Below are 15,871 nucleotides of genomic sequence, written 5' to 3'. Positions count from 1 at the left end.
GTGGGCAATGACCGTTGTACTTGGCGCCGATGTGGGTGGCACAAAAACTCTCATCGAGTTATGGGATGTGGTGGGCAGTGATTGGCATTTGCTTCACAGGGCGAAATACGCCAGCCGCGATTTCCCTGACTTGACAACTCTTTTGCAAACGTTCCTCAAGGAGAGTCCTGCCCATCCACAGCGGGCTTGTCTGGGGATTCCGGGGCCTGTGATTGACCAAGTGGCTCAGGTCACCAATTTGGGCTGGCGGGTCAGTGGTGCCGAATTAGAAACGGCATTGCAGATCCCTTGCGTGACGCTGCTGAATGATTTTGCAGCCGTAGCCTATGGTGCATTAGTATTACCGCCGACGGATTTTGTTGTCCTTCAGGAGCGGCCGCGGCGTCCCCAAGCGCCTATTGCCCTATTGGGAGCGGGTACTGGCTTGGGGGAAGCACTGATGATTTGGCAGGGCGATCGCTACCAAGTGATGCCCCTAGAGGGTGGCCACACCGACTTTCCACCCCGCAATGAACAGGAAATGGGTCTATTGCGCTATTTGTGGCAAACCTACGAGCGAGTTTCTGTGGAACGGGTGGTTTCTGGCGCGGGGCTAGTGGCAATTTACGAGTATCTCAAGAGTGTCCACTTTGCTCCCGAATCAGCAGTGGTTGCAGCAGCCATGGCAGAGGTGGAGGATCGCGCCGCCGTGATCAGTCAATACGGCCTTGAGGGGGATCCTCTGTGTGCAGAAGCCTTACGGATGTTTGTGGATGCCTATGGGGCAGAGGCTGGCAACCTTGCCCTGAAAAGTTTGCCCTTGGGGGGGGTGCTGATTGCCGGAGGGATTGCCCCCAAAATTCTGCCGAAAATGACCGATGGCACGTTTCGCCAAGGGTTTGTGAGTAAGGGACGATTTCGCCCCCTGATGGAGCAGTTGTACGTTGCAGTGATTACGAATCCAGAGGTGGGATTGCGGGGCGCGGTACATTTAGCCGCTCAGGGGGCCTAGGGGTTAGAGGTGCTTCAGTTGTGGATAGGCCATTAGCAACTCATCGGCAGTGAGGGTGTCACCAATCGCTTGGGGTTGCCAGAGCAATTCGACCGCCAGTAGGCGATCGCTACCAATGCCTCCCAACTGTTGCAGCGCTTGCCGTAGCTCTAGGTCATTATTGACTGCGGGCAGTTTCAAGCGACCCGTGGCAGCCACCACCAAAGTTACAACAATATATTCACCCACATCATTGCTGACAATGGGGGCGATCGCTGTTTGCTTAATGTCACGGCGGTAGTTGGAGAGGGTTTCAGCGCTCAGCTTACTGCGCTCCGCAAGTGCCAGTTGGTTAAAGGCGGTTTCTGCTTGCAACAGCTTGGTTTCTTGGCTACTGGCATGGGCATAGACCCAGTATTGGGGATGGCGCAGCAGGGCAAGGGTTGCCTCTTGAAGCACTTTGGTCAGACCTTCGGGCGTTGCGGTATCGGCAGTGAGGGCTAGTTGATTGAGTTCCTCTTGGAGTTCGCGAGCTTGGGCGAGGAGTCCCACCTGCAGCGTATGTAGCGAGACCACGGGGTTGTCTTGGTAGATTTCTGACTCATCACTGCTATTGCGGAAGTTGCGGAAGGTGGAGATCAAGATATTGGCCAGCACACCAATCATAATGATCGTGAATAGGCCGCCAAAGCCACCGCCAAAACCAAAGAAGGGAATCAGGAAGGGAAAGCCAAAACCACCGCCATAGACTGGAACGGGCTGAGCATAGCCGCCGTAATCACTGCGGGGGGCACCGTAGGAACGGGTGGGCGCCGGACGACTAAAGGAGCCACCCCCGACACGTCCACCACTGCGGGCGGCCCATGCGGCACCACTATCAAGGATAAGATGGGCAATCAATACCCCCACTGCCACAATGGCGGTGACAGATTTGAGACGTTGCCAAAAAGTTTTCATCATAAATCGTGTTCCCAAGGATTGACACACCGAAGGAGAGGTCCTGCTCTCAGTCTAACGTTTTGTCATCTTTAGAACAGATGGGTAAACCCTACAGCCCTTTTCGCGGGGATGGAACACGCTGGCAGCAGTCAAAATTACGGAAGCCTCGCGCCCCCTTGGTGTAGGCCATATTTTAGAAAAGGGCTGTATTACGATATGAAAAGCAAACTTTCGATGAATGCTTTGCCTGCCGAGTTCTGTTCACGAAAACAATGATTGAAATTCCTGAGCCTCTTAAGCCGGTGATTACCTTTGCCCACCCGGTGCTGATGTGGATTCTTTTTGCGCTCACACTTTATGCCATGTATTTAGGGATTCAAACCCGTCGCCTGCGCTCCCTCAGTGGCGAGAAAAAGAAAGCGCTGATCCAAGCCAAGGTGAACGTCAAACACCACCAAGTTGGCGCCATCTTACTCGCCCTAATGGTGATGGGCACGATTGGCGGTATGGCTGTGACCTATATCAATAATGGCAAGCTCTTTGTCGGGCCCCACTTGATTGTGGGTCTGACCATGACGGCTCTGATTGCCCTTTCCGCTAGCTTAGTTCCCTTTATGCAAAAGGGCAGTGAGACGGCTCGAGCCCTGCACATGACCCTCAACCTGTTTCTGGTGATCCTCTTTGGTTGGCAGGCGGTGACGGGTCTGCAAATTGTGCAACGCATTCTCAATGCTAGTTAGATGCGGATGGCAACCTAGGCAGCGAGTGTAGCAATTGCAAAATCTCTGCAACAAGCGAGGACTTTTGTGCCAGAATATGAGGAGCACTAATTACAGCCCTTTTCACAGGGATGAATATGCTTAGCACTGCGAAAGCACGTGTGGGTCAGCATTTCACTTACCTGACGTACCCGATATTTCAGAAAAGGGCTGTACTGCAAATAATTCCTAATGCAGTGGGTGCTCCTTCGCTTTACTGATTGCAGACAGTTCGCTTTCTGGGTGATCATGACCACACTTCCCCTGATGCCAACGCTTCAAACAGCCGTCCAAGTTGAGCACTTACATAAATCCTTTGGCCGCTTTGCTGCGATTCGCGATGTCAGCCTCTGGGTTCAGGAGGGGGAAATTCTGGGTCTATTAGGACCCTCAGGCTGTGGCAAGACAACCTTACTGCGCTTAATTGCGGGTCTGGACACGCCCGATGCCGGGGAAATTAGGGTAGGCGATCGCTGTGTGGCCGCGGCCAATGTCTTTGTGCCCCCTGAGCAACGGTCTTTGGGCATGGTCTTTCAGGACTTTGCCCTGTTTCCCCATTTGACAGTGGCGGAGAATATTGCCTTTGGTTTGCAACAACAAGGCCTGAGCAAGCAGCAAATTCAGGAGCGGGTGGCAGCAGTTTTGGCTCTAGTGCAGCTGGCGGATCTGAAAAAGCGCTATCCCCATGAATTGTCGGGTGGCCAACAGCAACGAGTTGCCTTGGCGCGGGCGATCGCCCCCCAACCAGCGGTGATTCTTCTGGATGAACCCCTGAGTAATCTGGATGCCCAAGTGCGGCTGCAACTGCGGGAAGAGTTACGCCGAATTCTCAAGGGCACAGGGACAACGGCAATTTTTGTGACCCATGATCAGGAGGAAGCCCTGAGTCTGTCGGATCGCTTAGCCGTTATGGGCAAAGGAAAAATTGAACAGGTGGGCACACCGGAGGAGATTTATTGCTGCCCGGCCTCGCGATTTGTGGCTGGGTTTATTAGCCAAGCCAACTTTTTGCCCGCCTGTGCTGAAGGTTCTCAAGTGCTCACGGATGTTGGCGTGTTTCCCCTGCCGGAAGCACTCCCCAAGCGGGAAGGGGAGGTGATGATTCGGGAAGAGGATGTGCAATTGCAGCCAGACACTGCGGCAACCAGCTGCTTTGTGATTCGCGATCGCCAGTTCCTTGGTCGCGAGTATCGCTACTGCATTCAACTGCCCTCCGGTCAAGATTTCCATGCCCGCCAGCCCCTTGCTGTGAATTTACCCGTTGGTACCCCTGTGAAAGTGGCCGCGCAAGCGGTGCGTTTCTTTCCCAAGGAACTCTAATTTAGGGCACGCCCCATATATTCGCCCCAAAGAGCAGCAGCCAACCCACTACTGCCTTGGCTGGGACTATTATCATCATTGCCCAGCCAAATTCCGGTGAGAACATCGGCAGTGGGCACATAGCCAATAAACCAAAGATCGCGACCATCATTGGTAGTGCCGGTTTTGCCAGCGACTGGACGACCAATGGCAGCGGCACGACCCGTTCCCCGGCTGACAACAGCTGCCAGCAAATGCGTCATTTCATTGGCGATCGCTGGATCGAGCACCCGTTGAGGCCTTTCATCACTCGCGGCATAGATCAGGCGACAGGTCTGCCAGTCGTTTGTACTTTTACAATCACCGCCATCGCGCACCGAAACAATGGCATGGGGGGGAATGCGCTGTCCTTCATTGGCGATTACGGCAAAGGCACCACTCATTTCAAGGAGGGTCGTCTCACTTTGACCGAGAACAAGGCCGGGCACCGCTTGCAGAGGCGTCGTAATCCCCATTGCTCTGGCCAATCGAATGGTGGCCTCCAAACCAACGGCTTGGGCAAGACGTAAAGCAATCGGATTTTCCGAAAGGGCTAAGGCGGTGGCTAAATCCATGGCACCACCCCCCCCACGGCAGCCCTCGAACTGTTGCCCCTGCCAGAAGACGGGCGCGCAGGAAAAGGTTTCACCAGCCCTATGGCCTTGCAGGAGGGCTTCGGTATAGACAAACACCTTGAATGTGGAGCCCGGTTGACGCAGGGCAAGGGTGGCACGGTTAAACTGGCTTTTTTGGTAATCCACGCCACCCACGAGGGCAAGAATCAGACCATCCCTCGGCCGCAGGGTAATCAGTCCCCCCTGATGAACCCCATAGGCGCTGCCAGTGCTGGTGATAAAATTGCGCAGACTGGTTTCGGCCAGTTCTTGCCAGCGGGGGTCTAGGCCTGTCTCCACAATCAGGTTGCCCTCTTGGGCGAGTTCATCGCCAAGGAGTTGAGCCAGTTCTTGATAGACATGGTCGGTGTAGTAGGGAAAGCGCTGGGTGCTGAGCCATTCTCGCGCCTTTGGGCTAATTTCAATGCGGGAGCGACGGGCGCGATCGCCCTCTTCTTTGCTGATGTAGCCCTGCTGCACCATGCGCAAAATGACCCGATTGCGATAATCCACCGCCGCATCGTAGTCGCGCACCGGGTTAAAGCGGTTCGGTGCCGGCAGAATCCCCACTAGGGTGGCGGCCTCATTGAGTGTCAAGTCTTTGGCAGGCTTATCAAAGTAGAATTGCGCCGCATCCTCAAAGCCACGATTGCCCATACCCAGATAGACACGGTTGAGGTAGGCCAAGAGCAACTCATCTTTGCTGTAGAAAAATTCCAACTTGAGGGCAACCGCCATTTCGCGCCACTTGCGGCCGAGGCTCTCATCCATCCCCACATGGGAACGAAAGAGTGTACGTGCCAACTGCTGGGATAGGGTACTTGCTCCTTCGCGTGTTTGGCGGGTTAATAGGTTGGTAACTACCGCTCGCGCCATGCCCAGAGGATCAACACCAAAGTGCCAGTAGTAGCGCACATCCTCAGAGGCCAAGACCCCATGGACTAAGTAAGGGGAAAACTCATTGAGCCGTTTGAGTTCGCGGTGGGGGCGATCTTCGACTGGATTGATCAGTTCCCCTTGGCGATCAAGGAGAATAATCGGGCCTTGCTCAAGGGGTGGCAGGGGACGCACCGCCACTTTGTTGGCTTCCACACTCAGCAAGCCAATCCCAAGGGCACTGATGCCCATAATTCCCCAAATGCTGTAGGTGAGAACCGCAACCCATAGCGGGGGCGGATTGTGGAAGTGGAGGGTAACGGCGCCTTTCACCTCCGGTGGTCCAAGGGTGATCACATCGCCATGGTGTAGCTCAGCCGTTTGCAGTCGCTTACGTTGGCGATAGAGGCCATTGGTGGAGTCCAAATCCTGAATTTGAAAGACCCCTGTGGGGGTGAGGCGTTTGAGGCGGGCATGGGTGCCACTGACAATTTCGGCATCGACAATAATATCGGCGCGGCTCTGACTGCGGCCAAGAATGTAGCGATCGCCCACCAAGGGAAAGACTTGGCGTTGACCTTTGAACTCCACCCATAGTTCGGGCGTGCGGGCATTTTCCCGCAGGGAGACCTGTTGCCAATCAAAGCGAGAGTGTACCGTCTGTACCGCTTGGGTGACGGTTTGAGTCATGGACTGCCAAAGATCGCGGGCAGGATTGGGCATGGCAGCAGCTATAGGGACAATGATATTGGACGCACTGGCAACCTAATTGTATCCCTACATTTCTGGCACATAGCCCGCTGGCACGGCACTGGGATCCGTATCCCGCTTGGAACTGAGAATATCCATTCGGTCAACTAAAATGACCGGCGAGGAGCGATCGGCCCCCGTGTTGCGGTCTTGCCAGCGATCGAACTTGAGACTGCCCTTGATACCCAACAGCGTTCCTTTGCGCACATAATCAGCAGCCACCTGAGCGGTTTTTCCCCAAATTTCCAAGTTAAACCAATCGGGCTGATCCTCCTTGGTGGGGCGATTCACGGCTAAGGTCAGCCGACACTTCACACTCCCCGACTCAAAATAGCGAACGTCGGGATCACTGCCGACACGACCCACTAGATGAACCACGTTTAGACCCATGGCTGACTAGCCTCAAACTGCTCTTTGCCCCATTGTACATGGTTCCATTGGTGCTACTGCCTCAAAGCCCAGCCAGCGCCTTGCTCAGCTGTTGCCTCTCTATAGATTTTTGTAAAAATTGGGTTCTGCGGGGTTACCGAATGCGGGGATCAGCCCATTTCAGGAGTAAATCTGCAAGGAGGTTGCCAATAATCAGCATCACTGCCCCCATCATCAGGCTGGCCATGACCACGTAAATATCTTGGGCAGTTACCGCCTGTAAAATTAAGCGCCCCAGACCCGGCCAGTTAAAGAAAAACTCGGCAATAAAAGCACCACTGAGGAGGCTGGCAAATTCAAAACCCAACAGGGTAATGAGGGGGTTCACCGCATTGCGTAGGGCATGGACGTAGATCACCCGCGATTCTGGGAGTCCCTTGGCTCGTGCCGTTTGAATGTAGTTTTGCCGCAGCACATCTAGTAAATTACCCCGCATCAACCGTTGTAAACCCGCAAAACTGCTGAGGGTGAGGGCGATAGTCGGTAAAATCAGGTGCCAAGCAATATCCAGAACTTTGCCCCACCAAGGGAGGTCGTCGTAAAACAAACTGGTCATGCCCCCTACGGGAAACAAAGGCGTACTTTGCGCCAGAAACAGGAGCAACAGAGCCGTAATAAAACTGGGAAAGCCTTGGCCAATGTAGCTAATGACCCGCAGCAGGCGATCGCTCCAACGATCTTGCGTCACCGCTGCCCAAATACCTAAGGGAATGGCTAATCCCCAAGTGAGCAGAATGGAACTTACGGACAACAGGAGGGTGGCGGGTACCCGCTCCCACAATAGGGAGGCCACCGATCGCTGGTAGACAAAACTAGTGCCAAAGTTGCCATAGCGAATAATCTGCCACAGCCAGTGCAAGTATTGCTCCACGGGCGACTTGTCAAGACCAAATTGCCGCTCCAATTCCTGCAGGCGTTCCAAAGAAATTTGGGGATCCGCCTTGAGATTGTCCAGATAGTTGCCCGGTGCCAACTGCATAATGGCAAAACTTAACGCCGAGGCCAACAGCAGCGTGATCAGGGCTTCCCCCAAGCGTTTGAGAACAAGGCGGCTGGTGTCATTCCCAAGGGGTTCAAAGCGTTGGCCAATGGATTTGAGCATGGATCATTTGGAAGCCAGCACGGCATCAATAGCAGCCTTGAGTTCTGCTTCACTGAGTTGGGTAATGACAAACACCTCCTGCACCGTTTTGCCTCGCCGCGCAATCAGCTTAAACCCACCTTTGATGGGCACCGACACCCGTAGATGCAGATGGGGGGATTTCCCTTTGACGGGAGCAATGACACCGGGCGTGAGGGTACTAATGCCTGCCACCTTGGCCAATTTTTCCAAGACGGGAATGAGACCTTCAATGTGAGTGGAGTGATTGAGGACGACCCGACCCGTTCCTGCTGCCATGTTAGGGTAACCACCGTGCGTGCAAGCCGGGTGCCAAAGGTTCTGGCATCCCAACAGCAATTTTATCTTGATTTAATTCTAGGGGGAAAAGCCAAATTTGATGTTGTTGGGGGGAAAGTTGACGCGGTGGCGGGGGGGGTGCTTGGGGGTCAGTGGGCAGTTCTGCCAGATCACTGGGACTGGGGTTGACAGGGGCAGTCTCGCTATACAGATCGCTATTATCCACCACATCGGGCATTTCCCGTCCCTCAACAGCGTCAACGGCCAATGTACGGCCATCGGGTGCCAAGCTGAGGTAGAGTTCCTGCTGCGGGTCAAAATCTTTGAGCTTGAACAGTTCCTTAGTTTTCAGATCAAAGAGGGCAAGATAGGGAACTTCGCGGTAAGAGCCTTCCCCTTCAATGCGGGTGAGGATGGCATAGAGAAATTCCCCCTTGGGGTCAAATTGGCCGGCAATGATTGAGCCATTGATGGTTAGCAGTTCCCTATGCTCGCCAAAGATGTCCACCACATAGAGCGATCGCGAGAAATTGGGGTTAAACTTCACCGCTGCCACTTGCCGGCCATCGCGGCTAAAGTCCAGCACCATGCCATACTGGGGCAAAAAGTCAAAGTCACTCTCACCATTGCCGGCTTCTAGGGGCACAATCGCTAACCCCTGCCCTTGGGCAATGATTAAATGCTGGTTGTCGGGGGCAATGCGAAAATCACCGGCAGCCGCTTGGTTGAGCCGCCGAGGCTGAAAATTTTCATCGAGGAGCCACAGGGAGCTATCCGCAGGCTGGAGACGATTTACCCGCTGAACCACGATTTTGCTGCCATCATTGGCCAACTGAAAGCGCAGGTTTTGATACTCGCTATTGTCAAGGATCAGGGAAATTTCGCCCACGGGTCGAGGTTGCCGGCGGGGGGTTTCAGGGGCATTGAAGTATAGCCCGGTAGTCACGGTGTACAGTTGGGGGTCAAAACCCATTTGCTCGCCGCGCTGACCGGCACTAAAGAGAATGCGATCGCCAGCAGGATAGGGCTGAAAGTCAAACACCCGTAGATTGGCAGGTGTAAGGAATATCTTCCGTTGCAGCGTCAGGTTATAGAGGATGAGGCGCCCCTCTTCAACCCCGGAGCCAAGATAGACCAGCACGCGATCGCGACTGCGAAACTGTCCCTGAAAGGGTTTGATTGGTTTCCCTTGGGGCACAGAAACGGCATCCTCGAGGGAGACTTTGAAGGTTTGACCGTAGGGAATCGGCTGTGTCAGCGTGTAGGCAAAACGACGACCCGACCAACTGGCCTTGCCCTCAAGGGGTGGCTCAATCTTGAGATGCGCCGCCACCGATGACCAATCCATCAGCCGATTAAAGGCGAGGATAAAGGCGCGATCGTCAGACCCCACATCGCGGTTTTGCCATGTAAAGTCCCGCACTTGGGCCTGGGTGCGATCGCCCCCCCACAACAGCAAAAGGGTCAGCACCAGCACCACAAGGAACACACTCAAAGCAGCGCGATCAAGGGGCTGAGGGAAGGAGTGAGAACGCATTAGCAGGAACGGTCACACAGCAACAGGCGTACTATACCAGAGGGCTTCAATGTGCTGGATCATGGGTAGGGCTGCCGCTGGTTCTGCCAACAGCACTGTAAGATGACCCAACTTGCGACCCGCGTAGGTTTGACTTTTACCATACCAGTGAAGGTTCGCGTGGGGGAGAGCCGCCAAGACCTGACATTTTGCCCCATAGTCAACCTGCGGTTCGGCTAAGCCCAAGAGATTTACCATCACCGCTGCCGGTACCTGCATGGCGGGACTGCCCAAGGACTGGCCACTAATGGCGCGCAAGTGCTGCTGAAATTGACTCGTGACGCAGGCATCAATGGTGTAATGCCCAGAATTGTGGGTGCGGGGCGCAATTTCATTCACGAGTACCTCACCCGTGGCTGTGAGGAAAAACTCAATGCCAAAAATACCCACAGCATCAAGTGCCGTTAGGATTTGGCGGGCAATCTGCTGAATTTGCTCACTCACTTGGGGGTCAACCGGGGCAGGGGCAATCACCCAGCGACAGATGGCAGCCACCTGCTGCGTTTCCACCACGGGGTATAGGGCAATGTCTCCTTGGGGCGATCGCGCTGCCATGATCGCCAGTTCTTTGACATAGGGCACAAAGGCTTCCACCAAAAACCCTTGGGGCGGAATTTCTGGCCAACGCTGCTGAAACTGCTGCCATGCCTGCTCATCGGAGATGACAAATGTGCCTTGGCCGTCATAGCCGTGGCGACAGGCTTTAATCACACAGGGAATGCTGGGCGGGCGATCGCCCAAATAGCCAAAGGCGGGTACAGGAATCCCCAGTTGTTGCAAAAAGTGGCGCTGCTGGTACTTGTTCAAGAGGGGAGCCAAGGAGGCAAGGCGGGGATAAAAACAAATCCCCTGCTGTTCAAGGCGCTGCAACCCCTCGAGATCGACAAACTCATTCTCAAAGGTAATCACATCAACCTGCTTAGCCAGTTGCGCTGTCGTTGCCACATCGGCGATCGCCCCATAGCAGACCCCCGCAGCAACCGCGACGGCTGGATCCGTTGCCGCAGACGTTTGTACCCACAGCGAGAGTCCCATTTCCTTGGCCGCCAGCCCCAACATCCAAGCCAACTGACCGCCACCAATAACACCGATCTGAGTTACCTTGTTCACTCTTTCCGCAATAGACTCAACGGAAACTATTGTCCTATCTCAATGCCCCTTGGATTGCCCCCTAGAGATCCAGCTGCACAAACCAAACGCTGGGATCATCACCGGCAGCAAACTCAAAGTTCAATTTGCGGCAAATACGCATCATCCCCTCGTTATCCTTGAGAACATAGGCGTGGATGGCACTTAGCCCCTCATCGCGGCCAATTTGAATCAAGCGGTGTAGTAATTCAGTGCCAAGGCCTTGCCGCTGCCAGCGATCGCTAATCAACATCGAAAACTCGGCTGTATTGCTAAAGTGATCCTTACTGAGGCGAGCCGCACCAATAATTTGCGGTTCACTGGCGCCTTGATGCTCCACCACCAGAGCCATCTCGCGATCGTAGTCCACAAAACAGATGCGCACTAGGCGATCGTGGGCAACCCGCTGCGACAACTTCATCAGGTGGAAATAGCGCAAATAGACACTCTGCTCCGAGAGGGTGGCATGGTACTGCCGCATTAGGGGTTCATCCTCTGGCCGAATCGGTCGAATCAGCACTGGGGTACCATCGCGCAACTGCCAAGGACTCACGTATTGGGTGGGATAGGGACGAATCGCAGGCTTGACAAAGGTGCTTTCCTCTTTGTGGAGCACAATGCGGGCATCCAAGGCCATCAGGCGATCCGGGGGTGCCACCAAGAGGGGGTTGATGTCAATTTCCTTAATCCACGGCTGCTCCACCACCAGCAGGCTAAAGCGCACCAGCAGATCTTCTAATAGGGCAAGGTTGACGGCTGGCCAGCCTCGCACGCCGGCAAAGGCACGGGAGATTTTCGTTTGCTGAATCAGACGGCGTGCCAAGGTGGTGTTCAGGGGGGGAAGGGCGATCGCGGTGTCTTCGAGGACTTCCACCAACTGTCCCCCCGTACCAAAGAGAATCACCGGCCCAAACTGAGCATCGGTGGAACTGCCCAAAATGAGTTCAAACCCCTTCCATGGGATCATCGGCTGCACGGTGACACCAGCAAAATGACCTGCGCCAGCAGCAGTGGTGACATTTTTCTCAATCTGTTGGTAGGCGGTAATGACCGCAGCCGCATCGGGAAGATTGAGGGCAACACCCCCGACATCCGTTTTGTGGGTAATTGTGGGTGAATAGAGCTTGAGAACCACAGGATACCCTAGGCGATCGGCAGCAGCCACTGCCTCTGCTTCACTGCGGGCAATACAGGTTTCCACCACCGGTAGGCCGTAGGCAGCAAGAACCGCCTTGGCTTCCCACTCCGTTAATAGGGTACGCCCCTCACTGCGCACGTGCTCAAAGAGTTGACTGACAGCATTCCGATCCGGGGGGGTGGTGGTTAGGGGCAGCGAGGGGGTTTGGTAAAGCGCCTGCAAGTGATCGCTATAGCGCCACATATAACTAAAGATGCGGGCAGCGGTATCGGCATAGGCATAGGTGGGAATGCCCGCCTGATTGAGAATCGCTTCTCCCCCTTTGACCGTTGTGCCCCCCATCCAACTGGCCAGAATCGGCTTGGCACCACTGGGACGGTTTTTGGCATAGGTAGCGAGATCTTGGGCGATCGCCAGCGGATCGGTCATAGCTTGGGGCGTCAGCACCACCAGTAGGCCATCACTGTTGGCATCAGTTTCACAGTATTGCAGAGCTTTGAGATAGCGATCCGCAGTGGCATCCCCCAAAATATCCACGGGGTTACCGTGGCTCCAAGCGGGGGGGAGCACTTGATTCAGTGCCTGTAGGGTATCCCCAGAGAGGGGACTGAGTTTACCACCCGCCCGAATCAGGGCATCAGTGGCCAAGACCCCAGGTCCACCGGCATTGGTGAGAATCGTCAGATGGGGGCCTTTGGGGCGCGATTGCTTGTCGAGGACTTCGGCCATGTCAAACAAATCTTCAATGGTTTCCACCCGCAGCACCCCACAGCGTTCTAGGGCCGCATCCACCACTGCATCGGATCCCATCAATGCCCCGGTATGGGAAGCGGCGGCCTGAGCGGCGGCGGCAGTACGTCCTGCTTTGATGACAATAATCGGCTTGACATAGGCCACTTCCCGCGCGGCGGAGAGGAACGATCGCGCATCCCCCAGAGATTCCATGTAAATAACAATGCAGCGGGTTTGCGGATCATCGCCTAGGTAGTAAATGAGGTCGCCCCAGCCCACATCCAGCATCGTACCAATGGAAACAAAAGCACTAAAGCCGACATTCTCCTGCAAACTCCAGTCCAAAATCGAAGTGCACAGGGCGCCACTTTGACTGAGAAAGCCGACATGACCCGATCGCGCCATTGTCGCGGCAAAGGTAGCATTCAGCCCCGTGGGCGGACACATTATTCCCAGACAATTGGGACCAATAATGCGCATCCGCGCCTGATGGGCGATGGCTAAAATCTCTTCTTCGAGGGCAAGACCCGCCGCCCCCACTTCCCGAAATCCCGCCGAGACAATAATTGCCCCCTTCACACCCGCTGCTGCACACTCGGCAACCACCGCTGGTACTGTAGCCGCAGGGGTGGCAATGACTGCGAGATCAACCGCTTCGGGGATCGCCGTCACACGGGCATAGGCCTTGATGCCCAACACCGAACTGCGGCGCGGGTTGACGGGAAAAACCGTTCCGCCAAAGGGGGTTTGAATCAGATTCCAGAGAAGGGTGCGGCCAACACTGCCTTCTTTTTCACTGGCACCGATGACAGCAACACTTTTGGGGGCAAAGAGGGGGCGCAGGGGTTGATGACCGGCGCGCCAAATGTCGTAGGCGGTGGTTCGGGTCATGCTGTTGCTTGCGTTACAGAGGTTGGGAACTGAGCCACCTCTACTCTAGCGAGGGCGATCGTCCCGAGTTACGATTCGTTACGCCGGCTGTACTTCCCAGTCACAGCCCTTCTCGCCCGTGCGCCAAAGCCGCAGGTGAAAGCGAGTGTCACCGACCCGCAAATTACGGAGGTGGAGTTCCTCGATACTGTTGGGCAACAGGGGCTGATGCACCAAAAACTTGCCTTGGGGCACATCCACCAGCGGCCAAGCCATGATCTGAATGAATTGAAACAGACTGCCCGTTGCCCAAGCTTGGGGAGAGCAGGCCACGGGATATTGCACCGGTTGGGGATAGGTCTGGCGATCGAAGCCACAGAAAAGTTCTGGTGGGCGCAAATCTGGCTGCCGACAGGCCATATCAAAAAGGGTATCCACCAAGGTCAGGGCAAAGTCACTATCACCAATGGCGCGCAGCCCCAAGGCAATCAGACCCGTATCGTGGGGCCAGACCGACCCCAAGTGATAGCCAATGGGATTGTAGGCAGGGGAGGTGCTGCTGAGGGTACGAATGCCCCAACCATTGAATAGATCCGGCAGCCGCAGACGTTGTCCGACCCGTTGGGCTTTTTCGGGGTCACAGATTCCTGTCATCAAGCACTGACCTGCATTGGACGTGAGGCTATCAACGGGGCGACCCTCGCCATCGAGGGCTAGGGCATAAAATCCCTCCGGTTCAAGCCAAAAGTCGCGGTTAAAGCGAGCTTTGAGATCCGTTGCTTGCTGCCGCCAGCGATCGCCCCACTCGCCATAGCCAAAGTCTCGAGCAAGGGCACTCAGACGGGTTTTGGCGGCATAGACGTAGCCTTGAACTTCACAGAGGGCAATGGGACTGTGAGCCAGTTGACCGCGACGGTTGACGATACAATTGCCAGAATCTTTCCAGCCTTGGTTGTCAATGCCTTTGGCTGCTTGGCGATCGTAGGTGAGGTAGCCCGTGGCGGCCATTTGTTGATCCACCCAGTTCATTGCCGCAAGGGCATGGGGCCAGAGCGCCTCGACCGTGGTGCGATCGCCCGTCCATGCGTAGTAGTCGGCATAGAGCATCAGCCACAGGGGGGTGGCATCCACCGTACCATAGTAGGGGGTATGGGGAATCTCGCGGTTGCGCGCCATCTCGCCAAAGCGCAGTTCATGGAGAATTTTCCCCGGCTGCTCATCGCGCTCAGGACAGACCTGTTTCCCTTGGTAATGGGCAAGGGTGCGCAGCGTATCACGGGCGATCGCTGGATTCAGGATCAGTGTCTGCATGGCTGAGATGATCGAGTCACGGCCAAACAGGGTGGCAAACCAAGGAATGCCAGCCGTCAGCACCTTGCCATGGCCAAAGGACTGCAAGAGCATATAGAGATCTGCCATCCCCCGCCGTAGGATGCGATTCCACTGCGGATTTGAGGTGACAATTTCCGTGCAGTCTGACCACCACTGTTGCCGCTCCTGTTGAGCCGCTTGATCGGCAGCCGCTAGGGATGAAGGCACAGGGACATGGGCTGTGGGTGCCCCATTGGTAAAGGGGCGGATGCAATAGTGAATGCTGTGGTAGCCTTGGGGTTCTAGCTTGAGACGCCAGAGGGCGGTGGTGTCATCAAGACGATCCGGAGGGGTGCCCAAGAACTGCACTTGGGTTTCCATAAGGGCGCCATCAAGCCCTTGGTAGGCAAAGCACAGATCCGCCCGTCCTTTGGTGTGGCGCAATTCACAACTGACGGGTTGCAGCGTTTTTCCCCGCTGTGGGCGACCACCGCCGTATTGGCGAATTTCAAATAAATCTTGAAAGTCTGCCGCAAAGGTTAAACGAATCTCCACGCTGGCCGGCTGCGCCTGATGATTGGTGATGAGAATCGTTTCAAAGAGGGCACCCCGCACCACTAGGAATCGTTCAATTGCTAAGGCCTCCGCGGGCAGAGAAGGTTGCTTGGGATTGGTGCACACCACCTTGAGCGCATGGCTACCTGTACAATGAAAACTCAGCAGAATCGGGCGATCGCCCCCCACGCGCAATTCCGCCTGACTGAGGAAGCGGGTATCCTGACAAAATAAACCTGTAATAGCCGTTTGCTGCTCGTCATTACAGATATTGCCCAACTCATCACAAATGAGCAGCACATCGTCGTCCTTGAGCACCGGAACCGTTTTCGGGTGAGTTCGAATTTTAGTAGCCGGCGGGGGCGGGGCGACAATGGGGATATAATCGCGCCCATACAGGGAAACAACATCGCTCTCCATGGGTGCGGCAGCAGTCTATGTTCAATAGGAACAATTTTGGGTCATTTGTTAGATCATCTCGCAGGACA

Annotated in this window: 12 protein-coding genes; 3 read left to right on the top strand and 9 right to left on the bottom strand. The window is 55.2% G+C overall.

Translation table 11 applies throughout. From position 1 onward, the window contains the following. Positions 1–7 precede the first annotated feature (7 nt). Positions 8–991, top strand: coding sequence for a glucokinase (locus tag RHJ02_RS11965; RefSeq protein WP_206200352.1), 984 nt, complete (start codon positions 8–10; stop codon positions 989–991). A 3-nt stretch (positions 992–994) separates the two neighbouring features. Here RHJ02_RS11965 and RHJ02_RS11960 read toward each other — a convergent pair whose 3' ends face one another. Next, on the bottom strand, positions 995–1,930 hold the full coding sequence (locus RHJ02_RS11960; protein WP_310453637.1) for a DUF1517 domain-containing protein: 936 nt from the start codon (positions 1,928–1,930) through the stop codon (positions 995–997). Positions 1,931–2,181: 251 nt separating this feature from the next. On the opposite strand from RHJ02_RS11960, the gene RHJ02_RS11955 reads away from it, so the two are divergent. Further along, the gene (locus tag RHJ02_RS11955; RefSeq protein ID WP_310800262.1) at positions 2,182–2,649 is read left to right on the top strand and encodes a DUF4079 domain-containing protein; all 468 of its coding nucleotides are present in this window, start codon (positions 2,182–2,184) and stop codon (positions 2,647–2,649) included. Positions 2,650–2,916: 267 nt separating this feature from the next. Continuing rightward, on the top strand, positions 2,917–3,987 hold the full coding sequence (locus RHJ02_RS11950; protein ID WP_206200349.1) for an ABC transporter ATP-binding protein: 1,071 nt from the start codon (positions 2,917–2,919) through the stop codon (positions 3,985–3,987). On the opposite strand, the gene RHJ02_RS11945 is transcribed toward RHJ02_RS11950, so the two are convergent. From RHJ02_RS11945 to RHJ02_RS11910, 8 genes are all read right to left on the bottom strand, one after another. Next, entirely contained in the window at positions 3,984–6,218 is a 2,235-nt protein-coding gene (locus RHJ02_RS11945) for a transglycosylase domain-containing protein (protein WP_310800261.1), read from the bottom strand. The genes RHJ02_RS11950 and RHJ02_RS11945 overlap by 4 nt on opposite strands. A 54-nt stretch (positions 6,219–6,272) precedes the next feature. Then, positions 6,273–6,635, bottom strand: coding sequence for a single-stranded DNA-binding protein (locus RHJ02_RS11940; RefSeq protein ID WP_206200347.1), 363 nt, complete (start codon positions 6,633–6,635; stop codon positions 6,273–6,275). Between the two features lie 133 nt (positions 6,636–6,768). Further along, a complete protein-coding gene (locus tag RHJ02_RS11935; protein WP_302677438.1) occupies positions 6,769–7,776 on the bottom strand; it encodes an ABC transporter permease in 1,008 nt (335 codons plus the stop codon). A gap of 3 nt (positions 7,777–7,779) precedes the next feature. Next, positions 7,780–8,073 carry a DUF2103 domain-containing protein gene (locus RHJ02_RS11930; RefSeq protein ID WP_302678392.1) on the bottom strand — a complete coding sequence of 98 codons (294 nt, stop codon included), beginning with the start codon at positions 8,071–8,073 and terminating at the stop codon, positions 7,780–7,782. Position 8,074: 1 nt separating this feature from the next. Next, complete coding sequence (locus tag RHJ02_RS11925; protein WP_310800260.1) at positions 8,075–9,610, bottom strand: hypothetical protein; 1,536 nt, start codon at positions 9,608–9,610, stop codon at positions 8,075–8,077. Between the two features lie 12 nt (positions 9,611–9,622). Continuing rightward, entirely contained in the window at positions 9,623–10,759 is a 1,137-nt protein-coding gene (locus RHJ02_RS11920) for a 5-(carboxyamino)imidazole ribonucleotide synthase (protein WP_206200343.1), read from the bottom strand. Between the two features lie 61 nt (positions 10,760–10,820). Further along, positions 10,821–13,538, bottom strand: a complete 2,718-nt coding sequence (locus tag RHJ02_RS11915; protein WP_310800259.1) for a bifunctional acetate--CoA ligase family protein/GNAT family N-acetyltransferase — start codon at positions 13,536–13,538, stop codon at positions 10,821–10,823. Between the two features lie 78 nt (positions 13,539–13,616). Continuing rightward, positions 13,617–15,803, bottom strand: coding sequence for an amylo-alpha-1,6-glucosidase (locus RHJ02_RS11910; RefSeq protein WP_206200341.1), 2,187 nt, complete (start codon positions 15,801–15,803; stop codon positions 13,617–13,619). Positions 15,804–15,871 lie beyond the last annotated feature (68 nt).

Source organism: Thermosynechococcus sp. TG215 (genome assembly GCF_031583455.1).
GTDB lineage: Bacteria > Cyanobacteriota > Cyanobacteriia > Thermosynechococcales > Thermosynechococcaceae > Thermosynechococcus.
Note: the sequence above shows the minus strand (reverse complement) of the source record. Positions and strands in the feature narration are given on the sequence as shown.

Excerpts from the sequence above, each read along its gene's own strand:
- RHJ02_RS11965 (WP_206200352.1), top strand. The coding sequence starts at position 8 with ATGACCGTTGTACTTGGCGCCGATGTGGGTGGCACAAAAACTCTCATC.
- RHJ02_RS11960 (WP_310453637.1), bottom strand. The coding sequence starts at position 1,930 with ATGATGAAAACTTTTTGGCAACGTCTCAAATCTGTCACCGCCATTGTG.
- RHJ02_RS11955 (WP_310800262.1), top strand. The coding sequence starts at position 2,182 with ATGATTGAAATTCCTGAGCCTCTTAAGCCGGTGATTACCTTTGCCCAC.
- RHJ02_RS11950 (WP_206200349.1), top strand. The coding sequence starts at position 2,917 with ATGACCACACTTCCCCTGATGCCAACGCTTCAAACAGCCGTCCAAGTT.
- RHJ02_RS11945 (WP_310800261.1), bottom strand. The coding sequence starts at position 6,218 with ATGCCCAATCCTGCCCGCGATCTTTGGCAGTCCATGACTCAAACCGTC.
- RHJ02_RS11940 (WP_206200347.1), bottom strand. The coding sequence starts at position 6,635 with ATGGGTCTAAACGTGGTTCATCTAGTGGGTCGTGTCGGCAGTGATCCC.
- RHJ02_RS11935 (WP_302677438.1), bottom strand. The coding sequence starts at position 7,776 with ATGCTCAAATCCATTGGCCAACGCTTTGAACCCCTTGGGAATGACACC.
- RHJ02_RS11930 (WP_302678392.1), bottom strand. The coding sequence starts at position 8,073 with ATGGCAGCAGGAACGGGTCGGGTCGTCCTCAATCACTCCACTCACATT.
- RHJ02_RS11925 (WP_310800260.1), bottom strand. The coding sequence starts at position 9,610 with ATGCGTTCTCACTCCTTCCCTCAGCCCCTTGATCGCGCTGCTTTGAGT.
- RHJ02_RS11915 (WP_310800259.1), bottom strand. The coding sequence starts at position 13,538 with ATGACCCGAACCACCGCCTACGACATTTGGCGCGCCGGTCATCAACCC.
- RHJ02_RS11910 (WP_206200341.1), bottom strand. The coding sequence starts at position 15,803 with ATGGAGAGCGATGTTGTTTCCCTGTATGGGCGCGATTATATCCCCATT.